Source organism: Streptomyces sp. NPDC002776, assembly GCF_053592195.1.
This window is the reverse complement of the sequence record NZ_JBSFVG010000014.1, coordinates 153,426-174,064: the sequence shown is the minus strand read 5'-3', so window position 1 is coordinate 174,064 and position 20,639 is coordinate 153,426. Positions and strand designations below refer to the sequence as shown.

The 20,639-nt window shown below is 72.3% G+C and carries 20 protein-coding genes and 1 tRNA gene; 5 read left to right on the top strand and 16 right to left on the bottom strand.

What is annotated here, in order from left to right:
* Positions 1-42: 42 nt before the first annotated feature.
* Entirely contained in the window at positions 43-795 is a 753-nt protein-coding gene (locus tag ACWD11_RS26590) for a YcnI family copper-binding membrane protein (RefSeq protein ID WP_389416548.1), read from the bottom strand.
* A 144-nt stretch (positions 796-939) separates the two neighbouring features.
* Entirely contained in the window at positions 940-1,737 is a 798-nt protein-coding gene (locus tag ACWD11_RS26585) for a hypothetical protein (RefSeq protein ID WP_389416547.1), read from the bottom strand.
* Positions 1,738-1,962: 225 nt separating this feature from the next.
* On the opposite strand from ACWD11_RS26585, the gene ACWD11_RS26580 reads away from it, so the two are divergent.
* Positions 1,963-2,460 carry an ATP-binding protein gene (locus ACWD11_RS26580; RefSeq protein ID WP_389416546.1) on the top strand — a complete coding sequence of 166 codons (498 nt, stop codon included), beginning with the start codon at positions 1,963-1,965 and terminating at the stop codon, positions 2,458-2,460.
* On the opposite strand, the gene ACWD11_RS26575 is transcribed toward ACWD11_RS26580, so the two are convergent.
* From ACWD11_RS26575 to ACWD11_RS26560, 4 genes are all read right to left on the bottom strand, one after another.
* A complete protein-coding gene (locus ACWD11_RS26575; protein ID WP_451285979.1) occupies positions 2,420-3,715 on the bottom strand; it encodes an MFS transporter in 1,296 nt (431 codons plus the stop codon). The two genes, ACWD11_RS26580 and ACWD11_RS26575, sit on opposite strands and share 41 nt — an antisense overlap.
* Positions 3,716-3,806: 91 nt before the next feature.
* Positions 3,807-5,165: a MocR-like pyridoxine biosynthesis transcription factor PdxR gene (gene pdxR / locus ACWD11_RS26570; protein WP_389416544.1), complete on the bottom strand. Its 1,359-nt coding sequence runs from the start codon at positions 5,163-5,165 to the stop codon at positions 3,807-3,809.
* 113 nt (positions 5,166-5,278) lie between these two features.
* Entirely contained in the window at positions 5,279-6,760 is a 1,482-nt protein-coding gene (locus ACWD11_RS26565) for an aminopeptidase P family protein (RefSeq protein ID WP_389416543.1), read from the bottom strand.
* 87 nt (positions 6,761-6,847) lie between these two features.
* Complete coding sequence (locus ACWD11_RS26560; RefSeq protein ID WP_451286012.1) at positions 6,848-8,377, bottom strand: PP2C family protein-serine/threonine phosphatase; 1,530 nt, start codon at positions 8,375-8,377, stop codon at positions 6,848-6,850.
* 503 nt (positions 8,378-8,880) lie between these two features.
* Between ACWD11_RS26560 and ACWD11_RS26555 the strand changes: the two genes are divergently transcribed.
* Both ACWD11_RS26555 and ACWD11_RS26550 read left to right on the top strand, forming a co-directional pair.
* Entirely contained in the window at positions 8,881-9,546 is a 666-nt protein-coding gene (locus ACWD11_RS26555) for a bifunctional DNA primase/polymerase (protein ID WP_451285976.1), read from the top strand.
* Between the two features lie 55 nt (positions 9,547-9,601).
* On the top strand, positions 9,602-10,150 hold the full coding sequence (locus tag ACWD11_RS26550; protein WP_451285974.1) for a hypothetical protein: 549 nt from the start codon (positions 9,602-9,604) through the stop codon (positions 10,148-10,150).
* 241 nt (positions 10,151-10,391) lie between these two features.
* On the opposite strand, the gene ACWD11_RS26545 is transcribed toward ACWD11_RS26550, so the two are convergent.
* The 3 genes from ACWD11_RS26545 to ACWD11_RS26535 form a co-directional block, all read right to left on the bottom strand.
* On the bottom strand, positions 10,392-11,357 hold the full coding sequence (locus ACWD11_RS26545; protein WP_389416540.1) for a DUF5926 family protein: 966 nt from the start codon (positions 11,355-11,357) through the stop codon (positions 10,392-10,394).
* 124 nt (positions 11,358-11,481) lie between these two features.
* Positions 11,482-12,120: an ATP-binding protein gene (locus ACWD11_RS26540; RefSeq protein WP_451285972.1), complete on the bottom strand. Its 639-nt coding sequence runs from the start codon at positions 12,118-12,120 to the stop codon at positions 11,482-11,484.
* 147 nt (positions 12,121-12,267) lie between these two features.
* Positions 12,268-13,095 carry a glycerophosphodiester phosphodiesterase gene (locus ACWD11_RS26535; protein ID WP_389416538.1) on the bottom strand — a complete coding sequence of 276 codons (828 nt, stop codon included), beginning with the start codon at positions 13,093-13,095 and terminating at the stop codon, positions 12,268-12,270.
* Positions 13,096-13,351: 256 nt separating this feature from the next.
* On the opposite strand from ACWD11_RS26535, the gene ACWD11_RS26530 reads away from it, so the two are divergent.
* Both ACWD11_RS26530 and ACWD11_RS26525 read left to right on the top strand, forming a co-directional pair.
* Entirely contained in the window at positions 13,352-14,818 is a 1,467-nt protein-coding gene (locus ACWD11_RS26530) for a S1C family serine protease (RefSeq protein WP_389416537.1), read from the top strand.
* Positions 14,819-14,878: 60 nt separating this feature from the next.
* Positions 14,879-14,965, top strand: a tRNA-Ser gene (locus tag ACWD11_RS26525).
* 135 nt (positions 14,966-15,100) lie between these two features.
* Here the strand turns inward: ACWD11_RS26525 and ACWD11_RS26520 are convergent.
* From ACWD11_RS26520 to ACWD11_RS26490, 7 genes are all read right to left on the bottom strand, one after another.
* A complete protein-coding gene (locus tag ACWD11_RS26520) occupies positions 15,101-16,477 on the bottom strand; it encodes a tyrosine-type recombinase/integrase (RefSeq protein WP_451285969.1) in 1,377 nt (458 codons plus the stop codon).
* 60 nt (positions 16,478-16,537) lie between these two features.
* A complete protein-coding gene (locus ACWD11_RS26515; RefSeq protein ID WP_451285967.1) occupies positions 16,538-16,723 on the bottom strand; it encodes a helix-turn-helix transcriptional regulator in 186 nt (61 codons plus the stop codon).
* 163 nt (positions 16,724-16,886) lie between these two features.
* A complete protein-coding gene (locus ACWD11_RS26510; protein WP_451285966.1) occupies positions 16,887-18,116 on the bottom strand; it encodes a DUF3631 domain-containing protein in 1,230 nt (409 codons plus the stop codon).
* On the bottom strand, positions 18,113-18,442 hold the full coding sequence (locus ACWD11_RS26505; RefSeq protein WP_451285964.1) for a hypothetical protein: 330 nt from the start codon (positions 18,440-18,442) through the stop codon (positions 18,113-18,115). The genes ACWD11_RS26510 and ACWD11_RS26505 overlap by 4 nt, the downstream gene beginning before the upstream one ends.
* 86 nt (positions 18,443-18,528) lie before the next feature.
* A complete protein-coding gene (locus ACWD11_RS26500) occupies positions 18,529-19,446 on the bottom strand; it encodes a bifunctional DNA primase/polymerase (RefSeq protein WP_451285962.1) in 918 nt (305 codons plus the stop codon).
* Positions 19,443-20,135, bottom strand: a complete 693-nt coding sequence (locus ACWD11_RS26495) for an SAM-dependent methyltransferase (RefSeq protein ID WP_451285960.1) — start codon at positions 20,133-20,135, stop codon at positions 19,443-19,445. Before ACWD11_RS26495 ends, ACWD11_RS26500 begins: the two co-directional genes overlap by 4 nt.
* Positions 20,136-20,224: 89 nt before the next feature.
* Entirely contained in the window at positions 20,225-20,536 is a 312-nt protein-coding gene (locus ACWD11_RS26490) for a hypothetical protein (protein ID WP_451285958.1), read from the bottom strand.
* Positions 20,537-20,639: the final 103 nt, after the last annotated feature.

Genomic DNA, 20,639 nt, shown 5'->3' with positions numbered 1-20,639 from the left:
CGCCGGCCCACGAGGGCACCGGCGCGCTCCGAGAGGACTGACTCAGGCGTTGGTACGCCGACGGCCGGCGAGGACGCCGTAGGCCACGCCGATGGCGCCGACGACGATGCCCACGACGCCGAGGACCCGGGCGGTGGTGTCGCTGCTGTCGGAGCCGGCCTCGTCGGCGGTGGTGGTCGCGGCGGCCTGCGAGGCGTCGTCGGACGGCTCCTCGCTCGCCTCCTCGTCCGCCTCCGAGCCGTGCCCGTGGCCGTCCTCGGCCTCGGACAGGGTGAGCACGGGAGCGGGCTTCTCCGGCTCCTCCTGGCCCTCCTGCTGGACCTCGATCCAGCGCGCGACCTCGTCGTCGGAGTACGTCTGGACGGCCTTGAAGACCAGCTCGTCGGCGTCCTCGGGCAGTACGCCCATGGAGACCGGGAACTTCTGGAAGAAGCCGGGCTGGACGCCCTTGCCGGTCGCGGTCCAGGTGATCTTGCTGATGGCCTGGTCGATCTTCCGGCCGTGCAGTTCGAGCGGCTTGTCCAGCTCGGCCTTGGTGACCTTCGCGGTCCAGCCGGGGACCGGCTCCGGCATCGCGGAGGCGAGCGGGGTGTCCATCGGGAAGCTGACCTCCAGCTTCACGGTGGACGCGGTGTCGCTCTCGTTCGGGACCCGGAAGTCGACGACGGCGTAACCGCCCTTGGCGGCCTCGCCCTCGGGCTGCACGGTCACATGCGCGAAGGCGGGGGCGGACAGGGCGAGCACGGCGGTGCCGGCGAGGACGCCGACGGCGGCGAGGCGGGAAGAGGCCTGCATTCGGGAGCACTCCACAGTGAGTGAGATTCGGTTGTTTCCGGTGGTGAAGAGGGGCGCACGCGTCACGAGGCGGCATGCGCGGGCCGCACGACGGCGGCCCCGACCGGAATCCGAGGCGGATCTCCCAGCGGAGGGCGCGTCGCGTCAGGCGGCGAGCACGAGAGCGCGGGCGGCGGCGGGCGGCCCGCGCCGGATCACGGTGTGCTGGAGCGCGGTGGTGCGCGGCGGGGGCGGCGCGAACTCCATGGCGCGCGGCGGGCGCGCGTCCGCGCCGGGCGGGACCGGCAGCCCGGCACGCAGGGCGCGGACCAGGGCGAGGGCCACGCGCAGAGCCCGTACGGCCGCCCCCTCGGCGAAGGAGTGGGCGGAGAGGTCGACCAGGCGCCGCAGGGCCAGGTCGCCGTGGCGCAGCAGCCAGCCGGCCGCGACGGCCGCCAGCAGATGGGCCAGCAGCATCGGCAGGGACGGCAGCAGCGACGCGGAGTCGGTGACGGTCCCCGTGCCGTGGTCCGGGTGGGCGGAGGCCGGCCGGAGCCGGGCCTCGGTGAGGAGCCGGTGGGCCTGGGCGGGGGTGATGGCCGCGGCCGGGGTCCCGCAGACCAGCCGCGCGGCCTGGGCGACGAGCGAGGCGTCCGAGGCGGTGGCGGTCGTGGTGGCGGTGGTCCCGTGCTGGGCGAGTCCGAACAGCGAGTGCAGCGCGGTCTGCCCGAGCGCCAGCAGCGCCGCGATGCCCGGCAGCGAGCGCTCGCGTCCGGCGAGCGGCACGGCGACCGCGAGGACCGACAGGAGGCCCACGCCCATGGCCCACAGGGGGATCGAGGCGTGGGAGCCGAGTGCGTGTCCGCCCGCGGCCAGCACGACACAGACCGCGGCGAACACCGCGGCCCGCAGGATCCGGACGTCACGTCCGGGGCGCGCCGTGCGCTGGTGGGGGGCACTCATGGCGGCCCAATCATCGCACTGGTCCTACTGCCTCCATACGGCAGGTCCGCAAGATGACGTTCGGGCCGGAAGGTCCCCGTCCGGCCCGAACCGCCCCCACATACACCGTCGGCGGCTTCAGACGCATCGCCCATATGGGCGGTATCACGTCAACGATGTGCTTACGGGCCGTCGTGCGCGGCAATAGGTAACGGTATGTCGAGCCGCGGCCGGGAGGCTGGGAGCATGAGCATCTGGTGGTCACTCCATTTGCGGCGGGAAGCTGCGAGCGTGCCGCTCGCCCGGCGGCTGCTGCTCGGCACCATGGAGAGCGCGGGCGTGGACCCGGACGTGTCGTACGACCTCTCCATCGCGCTCAGCGAGGCCTGCGCGAACGCCGTGGAGCACGGCGGGGACACCGCCCTCGACGGCGGCTCGGAGGCCTACCGCGTCACCGCCTATCTCGACGGCGAGACCTGCCGCATCGAGGTCGCCGACTCCGGCCCCGGCTTCGGCGCTACGGGCCGGGGCGCGCGTCCGGCCGTTCTGTCGGCCCTGGAGTCCACGGAGGCCCTCGAGTCCGCGGAGGCCATGGAGTCCGAGAACGGCCGGGGGCTGTATCTGATCCAGGAGCTCGCGGACCATGTCCACATCGGCAACAAGCCGGGGCAGAGCGGTGCCGTGGTGAGCTTCGACAAGATCCTCAAGTGGCGGAAGGGCGTCGCGCCCCTGCTGGCGGTGTAGCCACGGCTCCTTCAGCACTCCCGGCCCCTCGGGCACCTCCGGCGGCCGGTACCGCTGCCTTCGTACGGGAGGCCGCCGCCCGCCGCGCGGCCGGCCCCATCGCCCAGGACGCCGCCAGCGTCACCCCGCCCAGCAGCAGCCACCCGGGCGGACCCCACCGCACCAGCAGGGCGGTCAGCACCAGGGGGCCGGCGGTACGCGCCACCGCGACCCCCGTACCGAAGAACCCCTGGTACTCCCCGACCCGGTCCGCCGGCGCGAGATCGAAGGACAGCTGCCACGACCCCGCGGACTGCCCCATCTCCGCGACGACTTGCAGGGCCGCCCCCACCACCAGCGCCCCCACCGCCACCCACACCGGCGCCCCCGCCGACAGCGCGAACACCGCGCACGCCGCGAGCATCACCCACCCCGACCGCCGTACCGCCCGTACGGCCGACCCGATCCCGCTCACCCCGCGCGCCATCCGCACCTGGAAGGCCATGACCGCCCCGGTGTTGAGCACGAACAGCGCGGACACCAGCCAGGCCGGTGCCTCGGTGCGCTCCGCGATCCACAGCGGCAGCCCGAGGCTGAACAGCGGCATCCGCAGCAGCAGCACGGTGTTGAGTGCCGTGACCACCACATACGGCCGGTCCCGCAGCACCGCGAGCCCCGGCCCCCGCGCCGGGGCGACCGGCGCCACCGAGGGCAGCCGCAGCAACACCGCGGCGCACACCGCGAAGGCCACCGCGTCCAGCGCGAACACCCCGAGATAGGCCTCCCGCGTCCCCAGGTGCAGCGCCAGCCCGCCCAGCCCCGCGCCCGCGGCCAGCCCCGCGTTGAGCGTCGACTGGAGATGCGCCAGCAGCCCCGTCCGCTCCCCGGCGGACACCAGCCCCGCCAGCAGCGCCTGCCGCGCCGCCGCCAGCCCGGACTGGGCGGTGGCGTAGCCGACGGCGGCGGCCACAAAGGGCCAGAACCCCCGTACGGCCAGGAAGGACGCCACCGCCACCCCGGTCGCCGACGCCAGCAGCACCGCCGTCCCGCGCGCCCCCCGCCGGTCCGCGAGCCGCCCGAGCGGCACCCCCGCCAGCGACCCGACCGCCCAGGCGAGGGTCAGCCCGAGCCCCACGCGCGCGGGGTCGAGCCCCACGACGTGGGTGAAGTGGAGCGCGGAGGTGACGTAGAAGGCGCCGTCCCCGACCGAGTTGGCCAACTGGGCCAGAGCCAGGACGCGTTGCGGACCCGCGGGCGGGACGAGCGAGTGCGGCATGCCTGCGACACTAGGCCCGGACCGGACCCCTCGGCAGCACCATTAAAGGTCTGCAATCCCGGCCCAATTCACTCCGCGACCCCGGCCCCCTTCACTCCGCGTCGAGCACCTTCCCCAGCGCCTCCAAGGCGTCCGGATAGGCCCGCTCCCGAGGCGTCCCGTACCCCACGACCAGCCCCTGCGGCCGCCCCTCGCGCCCCGCGTCCTCCCGCGCGTGCGCGTGCCAGTGCTCCCCGAGCGAGCCCACCGCGAGCCCCTGAGCCTCGGCCCGGGCCAGCGCCTCGGCCTCGTCGGCGACCTGGACCAGCGCATGCAGTCCGGCGGCGATCCCGCGCACCCCGCGCCGGGACCCGAGCCGGTCCACCAACTGGTCCCGCCGTCTGCGGTACCGCAGCCGGCACGCGCGCACATGACGGTCGTAGGCATGACTGCCGATCAGCTCGGCGAGCGCCAACTGGCCGAGCGTCTCGGTGTGATGGTCGCTGTGCAGCTTGGCGTCGGCGACGTCGTCGACGAGATGGGGCGGCAGCACCATCCAGCCGAGCCGCAGCGCCGGCCCGAGGGTCTTGGAGGCGGTCCCCAGATACACGACGTGCCCCGGCGCCATCCCCTGCAACGCCCCGACGGGCTGCCGGTCGTAACGGAACTCCCCGTCGTAGTCGTCCTCGACGATCAGGCCGTCCCGCGCGCGTGCCCAGTCGGTGAGCGCCCGCCGCCGCTCGGGATGGAGGGTGACCCCGGTCGGATACTGATGCGCCGGCGTCACGACGACCGCCGCGGGCTCCCCGAGACCGTCCACCCGGGCGCCCCGTTCATCGACCCGCACCGGCACCACGGCGCCGCCGTTGCGCCGTACGACATCCCGGTGGAAGGGCAGCCCCGGGTCCTCCATGGCGATCTCGCCGCCGTCCAGCACGCGGGTGAGGAGGGCGAGGCCCTGGACGTACCCCGAGGTGATGACGATCCGCTCCGGCGGGGCGATCACCCCCCGGGCCCGCCCGAGGTACCCGGAGAGCGCGTTGCGCAGCTCGATCCGGCCCCGGGGATCGCCGTAGTCGTAGGCCAGGGAGGGCGCGGTGGCGATGGCCCGCCGCAGCGCCCGCAGCCAGGCCGCGGCCGGGAACGCCCCTACATCGGGGCTCCCGGGCCGCAGGTCGAACGACGGCTCACGCGCGCGTGCGGCGGCCACGGCGGGCTCGGCGGCCTCCGCGGGCAGGGAGGCGACCTGCGTCCCCGACCCCTGCCGTGCGGTGAAGTACCCCTCGGCGACGAGCTGGTCGTAGGCCCCCTTGACGGTGTTCCGGGAAACCCCCAGCTCCTCGGCGAGCTTCCGGGTGGCGGGCAACCGCGTACCCGGAGCGAGCCGCCCCTCCCGCACGGCATCCCGAAGAGCACGCTCAAGCCCGGCCCGCCGTCCGTCAGCGGCGGCGAGATCCAGATGCAGGTCCACACAAACCCCCCTAGGGGCGCGGGGAACCGCGCGAACAACCCCCACACGCCCGCAGCCCACGACGATGGCCGGACACCCCACGGGTATCCGGCCATCAACCCGATGTCAGTTCCCTACTTCACCAGCTCGGCCATCCACGCCTCGACCTCGTCCGAGCGCCGAGGAAGCGCGGCCGACATGTTCCGGTTCCCGTCCTCGGTCACCAGGATGTCGTCCTCGATCCGCACCCCGATGCCGCGGTACTCCTCCGGCACGGTCAGGTCGTCGGCCTGGAAGTACAGCCCCGGCTCGACCGTCAGACACATCCCCGGCTCGAGCACACCGTCCACATACGTCTCCTGCCGCGCGGCAGCGCAGTCGTGGACGTCGAGACCGAGCATGTGCCCCGTGCCGTGCAGCGTCCACCGCCGCTGCAGCCCCAGCTCCAGCACCCGCTCCACGGGCCCCTCGACCAGGCCCCACTCCACCAGCTTCGCGGCGAGCACCCGCTGCGCGGCGTCATGGAAGTCCCGGTACTTCGCACCGGGCCGCACGGCGGCGATCCCGGCCTCCTGGGCCTCGTACACGGCGTCGTAGATCTTCTTCTGGATCTCGGTGTACCGGCCGTTGACCGGCAGCGTCCGGGTGACGTCGGCGGTGTAGTACGTGTGCGTCTCCACGCCCGCGTCGAGCAGCAGCAGGTCCCCGGAGCGCACGGGCCCGTCGTTGCGCACCCAGTGCAGCGTGCAGGCGTGCGGGCCGGCCGCGCAGATGGAGCCGTAGCCGACGTCATTGCCCTCGACCCGGGCCCGCAGGAAGAAGGTGCCCTCGATGTAGCGCTCGGAGGTGGCCTCGGCCTTGTCGAGGACCTTCACCACGTCCTCGAAGCCGCGCACCGTGGAGTCGACGGCCTTCTGCAGCTCGCCGATCTCGAACGCGTCCTTGACCAGCCGCGCCTCGGAGAGGAAGACCCGCAGCTCCTCGTCCCGCTCGGCGGTGACCTTGTCGGTCAGCGCGGCCTCGATCCCGGCGTCGTGACCGCGCACGACCCGCACCGGACCGGTGGCCTCGCGCAGCGCCCCGGTCAGCTCGCGCACGTCGGAGGCGGGGATGCCGTACAGCTTTTCGGCCTCGGTGAGGGAGTGCCGGCGGCCGACCCACAGCTCGCCCTGGCCGGAGAGCCAGAACTCGCCGTTCTCCCGGTCGGAGCGGGGCAGCAGGTAGATGGTGGCCCGGTGACCGTCGGCGACGGGCTCCATGACCAGGACGCCGTCCTCGGTCTGGTTGCCGGTGAGATAGGCGTACTCGACCGACGCCCGGAAGGGGTACTCGGTGTCGTTCGAGCGGGTCTTCAGATTGCCCGCGGGGATCACCAGACGCTCGCCCGGGAAGCGCGCCGACAGCGCGGCGCGGCGGGCGGCGGTCTCGGCGGCCTGGGGGATCGGCTCCAGGTCGCGCAGCTCCGTGTCGGCCCAGCCGGACTTCATGTTCTCGGCCAGCTCGTCGGACACGCCCGGGTACAGGCCGTTCTTGCGCTGCTTGATCGGCTCTTCAGACTCTTCCGGGCCCGCTGCGGTAGCAGCAATGGGCTCGGTCGGGGTGAGCTCCTCCGACACGGTCATCCTCCTTGATACGGCACTGGACCCCCTCCATCGTACGGTCGTACGGAAGGGGGCCCAGGGCCGAAGGACCTGTTACCGCCGTCATGCGAAGCGCGCGGCGAGCAGGACGATGTCCTCCGCGCTGTCCGCCGCGTCGAGACCATCGGGCAGCACGGTCCGCAGGACGTGGTCGACGATCGCGTCCGGGTCGTTCCGCAGCGCCCGGGGGACGCTCGCCGCCGCCGTGTGCAGCCGCGCGAAGGCCCGGTCCGTGGCGTCGCCGGTACGGTGCAGCAGCCCGTCGGTGTACAGCAGAACCGTCTCCCCGGCCTCCGCCAGGAACTCCACGCTGGGCGCCTCCCAGCAGGCCAGCATGCCGAGCGGGGCGGAGACGGTGGTCTCCACGAACTCGGTGCGGCGCTCGCCGATCAGCAGCGGCGGGCAGTGCCCGGCCCCGGCGAGAGTGATCTTGCGCAGGGCGGGCTCGCAGTAGGCGAACAGGGCGGTCGCCGAGCGGGCGGGCTCGGTCAGCCGCAGCAGCAGCTCCAGATCGGACAGGACCGCCACCGGGTCCTCGCCCTCCATCACGGCGTACGCCCGCAGGGACGCCCGCAGCCGGCCCATCGCGGCCACCGCGCTCGGCCCCGACCCGGTGACCGAGCCGACCGCCAGGCCGAGGGCCGCGTCCGGCAGGGGCAGCGCGTCGTACCAGTCGCCGCCGCCGAGCGGCCCGGTGCGGTGCCGGACGGCGAGCTGCACGCCGGGCACCCGGGGCAGCCGCGAGGGCAGCAGCTCCTCGGACATGGTCGCCATGCACGCGCGCGTGCGCTCGACCTCCAGCAGCCGGGCGAGATGCTCGGCGGCGTACCGCGTGTACAGCCCGATCAGGTGCCGTTGGCGCTCGGACGGCTCGGCGGGCTCGTCGTACAGCCACACCGCGGCGCCGAGCGGGCCGGCGGCGTCGGTGCGCAGGGGGAGTGCGTAGCTCGCGGCGTAGCCGAGGCGCGCGGCCACCTCGCGGTGGCGCGGATCGAGCCCGTCCTCGGCGAACAGATCGGGCTGCGCGATCTCACCGTCCCCGCCGGGCAGCCCGTTGAGGATCTTCCCGTACGGCATCGAGCCGCGCGGCACGGTCTCGATGTGGCCGAGGTCCGCGCGGGCCAGCCCCAGGCCGACGGTGCTGTCCGGGCCCCGCCCGTCGGCCGGTTCCAGCACGACGAGTCCGCGCCGGGCGCCGACGAGGGCGGACCCGGCGCGCAGCAGCTCCTGGAGGGCGTCGGACAAGGACCCCGTACGGGTCAGGCGTTCGGTGAGTTCGTGCAGCGTGGTGAGGTCGGAGACCCAGCCGGCGAGCCGGTCCTGGAGCAGCAGTCCGGGGGCGCCCGGTGGAGTGGGCGGTGGGACGGAGGTGGCTGCCGGGGTCTCAGAGGCCGCGGGCGCGGGCGCGACAGTGTGTGCGGGCGAGGGAACCGTGGAATCGATTCCGGCCACTTTCGGAGGGTGCGGGGCGTTCATGGCGTCCGGCTTTCCGACCGGTGCGTATTGCTCAAAAGCATCGCAAACCCCCATGTCATTCTGCGCCGCTAGCAGTGTCTCCACATGTACACGCACTCGTGAGGGGATGTCCAGCATTGTCCTGCCGGGATTCGTGGTGTCCGCGGGTAACCGGTCCACTTTTCCCCGACCCCTTGCAGAAAGGCAAAGTTGGCTTAAAACTGCCTCAGGGAACGCCTTATTGCGGTCGACTGGGCGTGTTCCACGGAGCGTCACAGCGGTCGTGATGGGTACGTACTCGGAGAAGGCCAGGGGTGGTTGACAGTCACCCGGAACCTGGCGGCGGACCCGGGCGTCTTAGCCACCGACGACCGTGCCCCATCCTCCCGTGGCGGAGGCGAAGAGAAATACGCGCAACGGCAAAACGCCAGACTTCGCCACCCCACGCCAGGCCCGTGCTTTTGATCCACGCAGTATGGGTGAGGCTGCCGCGGACGCAGCCGCCGCTCGGCCCATAGGGGTTCCCTCTGCTCGAAGCAGGGGTGTGATGCGCCAACAGGTACGCACAGTGAAGTGATCGACACATGGTGTGATGTGGACCACGGTGTTGCCAGCGGTGCAACGGAAAGGAACGAGCGCTCATGCGAGAGTTCCTCGGAAGGCGACGCAGGCTCCTGTCCCAGCGCAACGGCGGGAGGCCTGAGTTGCTCAGTGCGGCCCTGACCTTCGCGACTCAATGGCAGTGGCCCGTACTCCCGGGTGTGACGGCGGATCCGCAGGGGCGGTCCCGGTGCGGGTGCCCCGACGCGGACTGCACGGTGCCCGGTGCGCATCCCTTCGACCCCGGCCTCCTCGCGGCCACCACCGACGAGCGCATGGTGCGCTGGTGGTGGAGCAACCGACCGGCGGCACCGATCGTGCTGGCCAGCGGCGGCAAGGCGCCCTGCGCCGTCAGCCTGCCGGCCCTGCCGGCCGCCCAGGCCCTCACGGCGCTCGACCGCACGGGGATGCGGCTCGGCCCCGTGATCGCCTCGCCCACCCGCTGGGCGCTGCTCGTCAAGCCGTACTCCCTGGAGCGGTTGGGCGAACTGCTGTACGCCAAGGACTACGTTCCGGGCTCCCTGCGGTTCCACGGCACGGGCGGCTATCTCGCCCTGCCCCCCTCCGAGACCGGCGAGGGCGCCGTCCGCTGGGAGCGCGCGCCGGGGCCCGGCCCGGCGGCCCCGTGGCTGCCGGACGTGGAGGCCGTGGTGGACGCCGTGGTGGAGGCCCTCACTCGTACGGGTGTGAGCGCACCCGAGTTGTAGGGGTGTCGGGCGCGCACCGGACGGGGCGCCCGCCTTCCCTCGTTATCTTCCGTCCATGAACCTTCGTCTGCTCGCCCTGGCCGGCGTCGCGGTGTGCGCGGTGGCGCTGCCGCTCGCCGTGGCGTCCGCGGGGCAGGTGGGCGAAGAGGCCGCTTCCCCACGGCCGTCCGCTTCGCCACGGCCGTCCGTTTCCGCACGGCCGTCCGCTTCCCCCGACGCGAAAGCGCCCTCCCCGTCGCCCCCGGGCCTCGGCCTGGCCACCGCCGCGCGCTGCGGACCCGAACTCACCTCGCCCGACGGCATCGAGGCGCAGACCTGTGTGCTCACCCAGGGCGAGCGGACATGGGCGCGCACCTACTACCGCAACACCACCGGCGGAGCGCTGGATGCGGTGCTGAGCCTGATGGGGCCGGGCGGGCGCACGGTGCAGATCCGGTGCGCGGTGGGCGCCGAGGACGAGCCCGGCAGCTGCGAGACACCCCGTGCGGCCACCCGGGGCGCGCCGGCCGACCACACGGCGGTCGCGGAGTTCGCGGCCCGGGCCGGCGAGGGCCCGCTGCTGCTGCGGTCCGGGAGCAACTCGGCCGCGCCTACGGGCAGTTGACGCGCGGCGGCACTCTGTAGAGGACCGCGCGCATGGAAAGACCCGGTTGCTGGCGACGGGGGATGCACCAGCAACCGGGCTACTGGAACGGTAACAAGAGATCGGCGGTTCGCAAATTCGATCCGGGCTTTCCGGTCACCGATTTCCCTGCGGGGAGCGGGAGTTGTGATCGGAGTCACCTGTCCGGGCGCCCCCCGCGGCTGACCGGTCGGTCAGCCGCCGAGGATCTTCGCGCGGTGCGTCAGCTGAGCGTGACCTGGCGGTTGGTCAGGCCGCCCCGGGCGCGGCGCTCGTCCGCGGTGAGCGGGGCGTCGGTGGCCAGTGCGGCGGTGAGACGTTCGGCGAACTCGGCGGCCGGCTTCTCCGCGTCCTCGGCGCCGAACCCGCTCGGCAGGTCCCAGACCGGCACGGTGAGGCCGTGAGCGCGGAAGGAACCCACGAGACGGGTGCCCTCGCCCAGGTTCGACCGGCCCGCCGCGTGCAGTCGCGCCAGCGCGTCCAGAAGCTGCTCCTCGGGGTACGGCATGACCCAGCGCAGGTGGTTCTTCTCCGGCGTCTCGCACCAGTACGCGGCGTCCACGCCGGTCAGCCGCACGGTCGGGATGGCGGCGGCGTTGGCCCGCTCCAGGGAGGCGGTCACCTCCGGGGTGGAGTTCTCCGCGTCCGGGACCCAGAACTCGAAGCCCGTGTGCACAACTGGCTCGAACGCGCCTTCCGGGTCGAGCAGGTCCTGCAGCCGCGGACCGTCGGCCGGGGCGCGCCGTGCCTGCACCGGGGTGCCGGGCTTGGCCTCCAGGGCGCGCCGGAGGGTGTCGGCGAGATCGCGGCTGAGGTCGCCGGACGCCGTGTCGTTCTGCAGGCCCAGCAGCACCGAGCCGTCGTCGCGGCGCAGCGCGGGCCAGGCCATCGGCAGCACGGTCGCCAGCGTGACGGCCGGGACGCCCTCGGGCAGCCCGTCCTTGAGGGGCAGCGGGACCGTGGCGGCGGGCACCAGCTCGCGCAGGGCCACCCAGTCGCACTCGCCGGGCAGCCCCTCGAAGGGGCGGTGCACCAGCTCGGTCACGGCTTCGGCGGCGGCCTTGCCGTGACAGGCCTTGTAGCGGCGGCCACTGCCGCAGGGGCAGGGCTCGCGGGCTCCGACGACCGGGATCTCCCCGTCCTTGAGCTGCGGGCGCGCGGCCTTCGTCTGGGGTCGCTTCTTGGCCATGAGGGTGTCTCCCGGAAACGGCTCGTCTGGTACGGCGGGAGCCTAGCTGTTCACGCCATGGCCGAGGCGACCCTGTGGACAACGCGTCCCTGCGCGCTTCCCGGGCCGCTCGGTGACCGGAGGGTCAGTCCAGGTCCTCGAGCGCGTCCGCGAAGTCGAGTTCGGGCATCGCGGCGACCGACGGGGCAGCCACGCGCGTAGCGAAGTCGTGGCGACGGTGTCCGGCGTTCCGGTCATGCACGTCGTCATGGACGACCACCCAGACGGTGACCTCGCCCCGCGCGTCGTCCCGTACGCCCCAGTCGTCGGCCAGCGCGGTGATGATGTTCAGCCCGCGGCCGCCGTGCGCGGTGACCGAGGGCGTGGCCGGAGCCGGGCGGGTGGGCCCACCGCCGTCCGTGACCTCCACCGTGAGCCGCCCGGCCGGGTCCACCCGCCATGCGGCCCGGACGTCGCCGTCCCCGGCCAGGGCGTCGCCCAGTGGTCGGCCGTGTTTGCACGCGTTGCTCAAGAGTTCGGAAAGAATCAGTACGGCATCGTCGATGACCGCTTCCGCCACACCGCCCATGCGCAGCTGATCGCGCATCCGGTGTCGCGTTTTCCCCACGCCCGCAGGGCCATGGGGTACGGCCATGCTCGACGACGTGGGCACCTCCTGTGCCACCACCAACGCCACCCCCGAGACCTCCTTCGCCCCACGCCACGGTGTGGATGCCCCATTGGCCTGTACCGGAAACCGGCCAACGCAGGTCCGGTGACGCATTCGAAACGATCGAATACGGACCGAACGCGCCGGAGCACTCCCTGTAACTGCCTGGCTGGAAATCGACGGTGTGGCCGAGAGTGGAGGATGGGGCCGGTGGGACCACCGGGTCAAGAGGTCGTACCGGGGCGGATGGTTCGGCGCAGCTCAGCGGCCCAGCTGATGCCGCACCGCGCGCGGGCGGTTGGTGATGATGGCGTCGACGCCGAGCTCCGCGCAGAGGGCGACGTCCTCGGGCTCGTTCACGGTCCAGACGTGCACCTGGTGGCCGGCGCGCTTCAGACGCTCGATGTACGCGGGGTGATGGCGCACGATCCGGATCGACGGGCCCGCGATCCGGACCCCCGCCGGCAGCCGTCCGTCGCGCAGCCGGGGCGAGACGAACTGCATCAGATAGACCGTCGGCAGGGTCGGCGAGGAGGCACGCACGCGGTGCAGCGAGCGCGCGGAGAAGCTCATCACCCGGACCGTGGAGGCGTCAGCGACGGCCGGGGAGTCCAGGCCGAACCGCTTCAGCAGGTGCAGCAGCCGCTCCTCGACCTGGCCCGCCCAGCGGGTGGGGTGCTTGGTCTCGATGGCCAGCTCCACCGGGCGCCCGGCGTCGGCGACCAGCTCCAGCAGGCGTTCCAGGGTGAGGACCGAGGTGTCCTGCGGGTCCTCCGGGCGGACCTCCCAGTCCGGGTCCTCGTCCCGGTTCCGCCAGGGGTCGCCCCTCTTCCAGGAACCGAAGTCCAGCGCGGCGAGGTCGGCGAGCTCCAGTGCGGAGACCGCGCCGCGGCCGTTGGAGGTGCGGTTGACGCGGCGGTCGTGGACGCAGACGAGGTGGCCGTCCGCGGTGAGGCGGACATCGCACTCCAGGGCGTCGGCCCCGTCCTCGATCGCCTTGCGGTACGCGGCCAGGGTGTGTTCGGGCGCGTCCTCGGAGGCTCCGCGGTGGGCGACGACTTGGGGCGTGGGCCGGCGTGCGTGGGTCACCGCGTCATGGTGCCACCGAGAGGGGGTAGACGTGTCGACGGAGGGACTGGAATGTGTCCTTTTCGTCGTACATGACCTATATAAAGAATGGCCGCGGACCCACAGGCACCGCTTATGGTGCTCTGACGCCCCGTGGGAAAAGCTGACGGCATACAAAAAGACCAGCACAGCTGAAGCGCACCGGGCCGTCGACACACGTGAACGGGCGTGACCGAGTGCGACCGACAACGACAGCCGTGGATCGAGGAGAAAAGCTGTGAGCACCGAGAACGAGGGCGCCGCGGTACCCCCGGCCCCGTCCGCACCCCCCGTGCCGGTGGACGCTCCCGCTGCTCCGGAGCCGCAGGGCCACCCGGCTCCCGGTACCGGCGCCCCGACCACCCCGCTCCCGCCGGTGCCGCACGGCGCGCCGCCCGCGGGCGCCGCGGGACCGGCACCGGGCACCCCGGCGGCGCCGCAGGGCCCGTCGGCACCGGACGCGTCCTGGCCGCCCCCCGCCCCGGCGGCCCCCGCGTATGCCCACGCCCACCCCGACGCCACCTCCGGCGGTGCCGGGGGATCGGGCACGGTCTGGGGCGCGGCGTACCAGCAGCCGGCGCCCGCGCCGAAGTCCGGCCGACGCGGCGGCCTGCTCGCCGCGGTCCTGATCGCGTCGCTGGTCGCCGGCGGCCTCGGCGGCGGACTCGGCTACACCCTGGCCAAGGACGACGCGACCTCCTCGACCACCGTCGCCGCCTCCGACACCGGCGGCGACGTCAAGCGCGACGCGGGCACCATCGCGGGCGTGGCCCAGAAGGCGCTGCCCAGCACCGTCACCATCGAGGCGGCGAGCAGCAGCGGCGAGGGCGGCACCGGCACCGGGTTCGTCTTCGACACCGAGGGCCACATCGTCACCAACAACCATGTGGTGGCCGACGCCGTCGACGGCGGCAAGCTGACGGCGACCTTCCCGAACGGCAAGAAGTACGACGCGGAGGTCGTGGGCAACGCCCAGGGCTACGACGTGGCGGTCATCAAGCTCAAGAACGCCCCCTCGGGTCTCAAGCCGCTCACCCTCGGCAACTCCGACAAGGTGGCGGTGGGCGACTCGACGATCGCGATCGGCGCGCCCTTCGGCCTGTCGAACACGGTGACCACGGGCATCATCAGCGCCAAGAACCGCCCGGTGGCCTCCAGCGACGGCACCGGCAGCAACGCCTCGTACATGAGCGCGCTGCAGACCGACGCGTCGATCAACCCGGGCAACTCGGGCGGCCCGCTGCTGGACGCCCAGGGCAATGTGATCGGCATCAACTCGGCGATCCAGTCCGCGGGCAACGGCCTGGGCGGCAGCAGCCAGTCCGGCTCCATCGGCCTGGGCTTCGCCATCCCGATCAACCAGGCGAAGGTCGTAGCCCAGCAGCTGATCAAGACCGGCAAGCCGGTGTACGCCAAGATCGGCGCCTCCGTCTCGCTGGAGGAGGGCACGGGCGGCGCGAAGATCACCGAGCAGGGTGCGAGCGGCTCGGAGGCGGTGGAGCCGGGCGGTCCCGCGGCCGACGCGGGTCTCAAGCCGGGGGACGTCATCACCAAGCTCGACGACCGCGTGATCGACTCCGGCCCCACCCTGATCGGCGAGATCTGGACCCACCAGCCCGGCGACAAGGTCCAGCTCACCTACGAACGGGACGGCAAGACCCGCACGGTCGAACTGACCCTGGGCTCCCGGGTCGGCGACAGCTGACACCCCCGCCGCCGGGCCCACCCGTTACTCTTGTCCCGCGCCGGATCAACACCGGCGCGGGGAGGCGTGCCCGAGCGGCCTAAGGGAACGGTCTTGAAAACCGTCGTGGCAGCGATGTCACCGTGGGTTCAAATCCCACCGCCTCCGCAGCAGGTCAGAGGCTTGCAGGTCAGAAGGGGTGCCACTCTCCAGAGCGGCACCCCTTCTGCATGACCTTGTCTCACCCTGACCCGCCGGTATCCCACCTCTGACCAGCGCGTGCGGCCAACCTGCGGCCAGGAATCAGGACCCCTCGGCCCCGTCCTCGTGCTCCGCCAACCCCCGATCGATCAGGGCGTTCATTTTGGCTTCCTCCCCGTCCAGCACCTTGGCGTAGTAGCGCTGGAGTACGGCGACGCTCTGTCCTGCACGTCGGGCGGTCTCAGCCAGGCTCACCCCGGAGCGCAGCCAGAACGACACACACGCGTGTCGCAGGTCGTACGGGATGGCAGCCAGCGGAGAGGCCACCTGCGCGGCCGTGAGCGCCTTTCTGCGAGCTTCCTTCCATACCGCGCCGTACTCCTGCGACCGGACCGGTCCGCCGCGTACGGCGCTGAACAGTCGCCCCTCGGGCGTGGTGCCGAACGCGTCCAGGTGCGCACGCAGGATGGCGACCAACACTGGCGGGATGGGCACCGGCCGGACCGCCCGGCGGGCCCGGTGCTTCAACTGGCGTTCCTCGTAGGGCTTGCCGTCGTCCGTCCATGCGGAACCCACCTGCGGGCGGGCGCCGGCGAGCAGGAGTCGCCCCCATCCCTCGGTGGGGAGGTCGCACTGGTCGGCGCTGAGCATTGACACTTCCTCGGGCCGCATGGCGGCGTAGTAGATGCATGCGAAGAACGCGACCAGGTGGGCACCGCGGGGACCCTGAGCGCGGACCGCATCGAGCAGGGCCCGTGCCTGAGCCGGCGTGGCGACGCTGCGCACGTCCAGTTCCTCGACCGCCTTGGGCGTCTCCCAGTGCACGCGGTGCAGGGGGTTGCCGGGCAGCAGCTCGTGTTCCACGGCCAGGCGTAGGCAGTTACTCAGCACCGCGCGGCGGCGCCGAAACGTGTTCGCAGCGGCTGGCTTGCCGTCCTGTCGCTTGGCCAGATGGTCCAACACCCCACGCATGCGCTTGGCGTTGTCCAGGTCGACCACTGCCGGCGTGTTGCGTTCGACCCACGTCAGTGCCTTCGCTTCGGCTTCCGGGGGTTCCTGGCCGTGCCGTCCGGCGTTGAAAGCCCACTGGTAGAGCGCGCGGCGCAACACGTCATCCGCCGGGCGTCCCTTGCCCGCCGGGCACAGAGCCATCGTGGCGATGGTCAGGCTCTCGGCGATGCTTGCCCGGTGCTTCGCCGCTGCCGTCGGCCACTTTCGTGCGGCGTGCGCACGAGCGTGGATGTACCAGCTCGTACGGTTCCGCTCCCGTACCTCCGAGACGGGGAGACCCGTCTCCGTGTCGAACGGCTCGCCCTTGCGGGTAGCGGTCAGCAACTCGGCGCGGCGGGCGTCGGCGAGAGTCTTGGTGGGGAACTTCTCCTGATGTTCGTCACCAGCCACTTGCCAGCGGAGCTGGAACGGAGCGACCTTGCTTGGGCGCTTGCGGATACTCCAAATACGCACGTCGTAGCTGTGCATTTGGCTCCCTCATGGGGACGGGACCCCGCCATGGCGAGGTCCCGTCGGTGTGGTCAAGGATCAGGCTGCAACTTCGTGTTTGGCCCACCACGCGTCCAAGTCGCTGCGGCGGCAGCGGAGCTGGCCGTTGGGGAGCTTGATGAGCTTGGGTGCCTTACCGCGGGCGCGTAGGCGGTAGAAGGCGGCGCGGCTCATCTCGATCTCTTCGAGGACTTCGGGGAGCTTGAGCTTTTCGTCGCGGGCCAACGTGCGACTCCTTGTCTCTTCTCTCTTCTGGGGGATCCGCCACGTCCGCCACGCCGCCACATCGCAGGTCAGAGCCTTGATCGTGTGGCGGATAGCGGTTTTGTGGCGGATAGGTGCCGCCACACCCCACGGGGGCTGGGGCGGCACCTGGGCGCTTGCTCGGTCAGTGGGTGAGGGTGGGCTGTGTGGCGGCTTCCGCAGACATGTGGCGGATCGGTGTGGCGGTATCCGCCACGGATTCACCCCTGTTGACCTGCGGTGTGGCGGACGTGGCGGACGTGGCGGATTCCTCGGGGGTGGGAGGGCAGTACCGCGTCCAGGCGTCCGTGAGGTCTTCCGCGTAGTAGCCCTTGGGGAAGCCCGAGGGGGTGCGGATGCCGCGCGGTTTGATCGGCTTGTTGGCCGGGGTGACGTACTGGCCGAGCAGCCGGGCGAGGGTGCGGGAGTTGATCGGCTTGTCGTCCAGGTCGCCCCAGGGGGCGTCGTCCATGCGCAGCAGGCATTCGATGATGGCGGCTGTTGGCATCCGGTCGGCGCCGCAGAACACCTTGTCGCGCAGGTCGGTCAGCAGCCGCACTCCGAGGGACGCTTCGTCGTTGTCGTGGGCGGCGTGGACCAGTTCCAGGCAGGCGGCACGGGCGCGTGCGGGCCAGTCGCCGCCGGCCGCGTCCGCGACGGCGAGCAGGGGTTCCCATACGTCCGCGGGCCGGTCGGTGACCCCTTCGGGCATCTCGGGCCAGGCTCCCGCAACCTGTTCGCGAACGCTGTCGGCCCATTTGGCGAGCCGGTCCCGCACGGCGTGGCCCTGCTTTTCGTGGATGCGCTGCCGGTAGGGCTCGGCCTTCTCGTTGGGGGCCCGCTTGCGCATGCGGATGATGACGGAGCGGGTCAGGACGGTGTCCGGTAGCGAGCCGAGTCCGGCCATGGCCACGGCGCAGTAGGAGTTGAAGAGCTGTGCGTTCTGGTTGGAGCCCTCTCCGACGCACCGCAGGGCGCCTGTGGTCCGCCGGTAGCCGGCGTTCAGGAAGCCGCGCAGTGCCTCGTCGGCGCCTGCCTTGGGTCCGAAGATGGTGTCTACCTCATCGAACAGCACCGTGGGTAGGCCGGCCGCGGAGTCGACCAGCCGGTACAGGGCGTTGGCGGACGCCGACACGGTGGCGACCGGGCGGGGCGTGAGCAGTTCCACGATCTCCAGCGCGCGGGACTTCCCCGATCCCGGCTCCGGGGACAGGAACGCGATCCGCGGGGTGGTCTCGAAGCAGTCGATGAGGTGGGCGTGCGCGTCCCACAGGGCGACGGCGGTGTAGGCGTGTTCGGTGGGGAAGACGTTGAAGCGGCGGTGGAAGGCTTCCACCTCGTTGAGCAGTGCGGCGCCGTCGATTTGGGCGGTCATGCGGCGGCCCTCCCTTCGGTGGGTGCGGCGGGCGCCCCGGTGCAGGCGGATCGGTGGGCGTCGTACTCGGAGACCAGCACGGCCACGTTCTCGGGGCCGGTGGCGGTGCCGGTTTGCCCGCAGACGCAGGCGTAGGCGGCGGTGGGTAGGGCGCCGGATCGGGTGGACCAACGGGCGCCGTCGTAGTGGTGCCGGTAGGTGGGCGGAGCGAAGATCCGGATTCCGGGGGCGTCCGGTGTGGGGTCGGCGCCCGGCCGGACCTGGGGGCGGTTCGAGCGAAGGACAGTGACGACGCCCTGACGGGCGGCGCCTTTCGGCTCGCCCACGCCCGTCGTGTCCACAGGCTGTGGAGCGGCGTGCGGCCGGCCGGCAGTGCGGCTGGGGCAATCCAGGTGGGGGGAGCTGGGGCCGTTCATGAGGCTGCCTGCCGTGGTGTGGCGTGGGTGATGACCCAGTCCATGGCGCTGCGGATGGTCGTGCGGCACTCGGCCGGCGGCAGTCCCGTGGACTCCCCCGCCCCCTGGATTGCCTGCTCTGCCACGTCCCGGGGGAGGTCGCCCCATGCGACGAACCGGGCGATCTTGCAGGCGCTCTTGTGCAGGGTGTTGTTGCGCCCGCCGTCGGTAGTGGCGGCAATGACCGCGCACTCCCGTTCCAGCGCCGTGCGGGCGGCCCGGGTGCCGTCCCACAGCGGCGCCAGATCCACAACGGCGGGCCGATGCGGCTCGGTGAGCTGTTCGGCCAGCCACCCGGGAAGCGGTGCCACGGGGGCGTCATCGGTCACTTCGTAGGCGCCGTCGGGGGTGGTGCTGCCGGGGGCGACGACGTAGCCGCCCCATGCGCGGGTGTCGATGTGCGGCCCGAGACGGTTCGCGCTGCACTTCAGTCGCATCCCGGTGGGTGCGGTGAAGTACAGGTGCTCCCCGCCGCGGGCGGTCCGTACCCGGTAGGTCGTGGGGATGGCCTGGGCGGCGCGCTCGCAGAGCGCTTGCAACGAAGTGGCGCCGTCAGGCGCTCCTTCTGGTTCTTCGGGCTTGCACACGTCCAGATCGACCACCAGCAGCCCGGCTGGACCGGTCGCGATCCCCACGTTGTACGGGCGCGTAGCCCAGGTGGCGTGGATCAAGTCAGGGTTGGTGGTGGCGCGCTGTTCGGGCTTGCGGTGGCCGACCGCGCACCGCCCCGTGCCCGGGCAGTCGCGTTCAGGGTGCCCGGCGGGCCGCTTCCCGCGCGGGTGCAGCGGGATGACCGGCCAGCCTCGTTCTGCCGAGGACAGCGCGGAGGCGAGCAGGGGCAGACAGGCCAGATCGGCGGTCAGAATGCCACTCACGCCGCCACCCCCAGCGCCGGGGTGAGCATGGCCAGGGCGGCCCGGCCGATGAACTCGGCGTAGGCCGGGGGGATGCACTCACGGATGCCGTCCCGGTTCATCCACGGCACCCCCAGCACCTCACGAGCGAGAGGGACTCCGGAGAAGTTGCCGACGAACTGCCCGTAGTGGCCCGGCGGGACCGGGCGGCCCATCTTGGCCTGCGGGATCAGGTGCGGCGGGTGGTCGGGTTGAGCGAGGGTGAAGCCGCCGCCGGTCTCGAAGTACCGGTGCCGGTAGTTGGCCAGCCGGAACATCTGCCCGCACAGCATCACCGGAGCACGCAGCTTGGGCACCGCACCCCGCACGTTCTCCATCACCCACGGTCGCCCTGTCGCTTCAAGAGCCGTGCGGGTGGGGGCGATCAAGTCGGGGTGGTCGTTGGACTGGATGCGCTGGCACTCGCTGTCGTGCTGGCACGGCGGGGAGGCGTGGATGAAGTCGAACGCGGCGCCGTGTTCGAGGACGAACGCGATCGCGTCCGCCTGCACGAACCGGAATGGGTAGCGCGGTTGCGGGCTGAGGTCGACGCCGGTCACGTCGAACTCGGCGTCGGCGTAGCCCTTGGCGGCGCCGCCCTGGCAGCAGAACAGGTCCAGTAAGCGCGGGCGTCGGCCGCGCACTCGCCGGTAGGCGGTGGGTTGCGTCATGCTGGGAGACCTCCAACGGGTCTGTAGTGGGCTGGTTGGCCGGGGCGACCGCGCATCTTTGGCGAGAGGGGCGGTCGCCCCGGGCGTATCTAGGTGGTCTTGCCGCGGGCGAGCTTGAGAGTGATACCGCCGATGCCGATGGGTCCGGCGGCGCCCGCGATGACGGTGGCGGTGTGGGCCGCGGCGTCGAGCAGGAGGCAGAGGCAGGCGACCAGTCCCCAGCCGCCGGCCACGACCGCCCCGGTGATCGCGAACGGGATCAGGATGCGGCGCCAGGGGATGCCGGCCGGGCAAGGGTCGTTGAGGACGATGACGACGGGCTGTCCGGTGGCCTGTGCGCGCTGCCAGTCGGCGGCGGGTATGTGCGGGGCGATGTTCCCCGGCGGGGTGCGGTGGTCCATTTCGGGGCTCCTCGGGTGAGCCGCGGGCCCGCACCACGGAGGTGGTGCGGGCCCGCTCGGATGGGTGGCTGTGCTTGTCGCGTGGCTTGTCGTCTTCCTTGTC

What these genes read in the sequence shown, in the direction of transcription:
- ACWD11_RS26580 (WP_389416546.1), top strand. Translation starts at nt 1,963, where the DNA reads ATGAGCATCTGGTGGTCACTCCATTTGCGGCGGGAAGCTGCGAGCGTG.
- ACWD11_RS26555 (WP_451285976.1), top strand. Translation starts at nt 8,881, where the DNA reads ATGCGAGAGTTCCTCGGAAGGCGACGCAGGCTCCTGTCCCAGCGCAAC.
- ACWD11_RS26495 (WP_451285960.1), bottom strand. Translation starts at nt 20,135, where the DNA reads ATGACGCAACCCACCGCCTACCGGCGAGTGCGCGGCCGACGCCCGCGC.
- ACWD11_RS26545 (WP_389416540.1), bottom strand. Translation starts at nt 11,357, where the DNA reads ATGGCCAAGAAGCGACCCCAGACGAAGGCCGCGCGCCCGCAGCTCAAG.
- ACWD11_RS26510 (WP_451285966.1), bottom strand. Translation starts at nt 18,116, where the DNA reads ATGACCGCCCAAATCGACGGCGCCGCACTGCTCAACGAGGTGGAAGCC.
- ACWD11_RS26585 (WP_389416547.1), bottom strand. Translation starts at nt 1,737, where the DNA reads ATGAGTGCCCCCCACCAGCGCACGGCGCGCCCCGGACGTGACGTCCGG.
- ACWD11_RS26540 (WP_451285972.1), bottom strand. Translation starts at nt 12,120, where the DNA reads ATGCGTCACCGGACCTGCGTTGGCCGGTTTCCGGTACAGGCCAATGGG.
- ACWD11_RS26550 (WP_451285974.1), top strand. Translation starts at nt 9,602, where the DNA reads ATGAACCTTCGTCTGCTCGCCCTGGCCGGCGTCGCGGTGTGCGCGGTG.
- ACWD11_RS26520 (WP_451285969.1), bottom strand. Translation starts at nt 16,477, where the DNA reads ATGCACAGCTACGACGTGCGTATTTGGAGTATCCGCAAGCGCCCAAGC.
- ACWD11_RS26590 (WP_389416548.1), bottom strand. Translation starts at nt 795, where the DNA reads ATGCAGGCCTCTTCCCGCCTCGCCGCCGTCGGCGTCCTCGCCGGCACC.
- ACWD11_RS26490 (WP_451285958.1), bottom strand. Translation starts at nt 20,536, where the DNA reads ATGGACCACCGCACCCCGCCGGGGAACATCGCCCCGCACATACCCGCC.
- ACWD11_RS26575 (WP_451285979.1), bottom strand. Translation starts at nt 3,715, where the DNA reads ATGCCGCACTCGCTCGTCCCGCCCGCGGGTCCGCAACGCGTCCTGGCT.
- ACWD11_RS26560 (WP_451286012.1), bottom strand. Translation starts at nt 8,377, where the DNA reads ATGCTGGACATCCCCTCACGAGTGCGTGTACATGTGGAGACACTGCTA.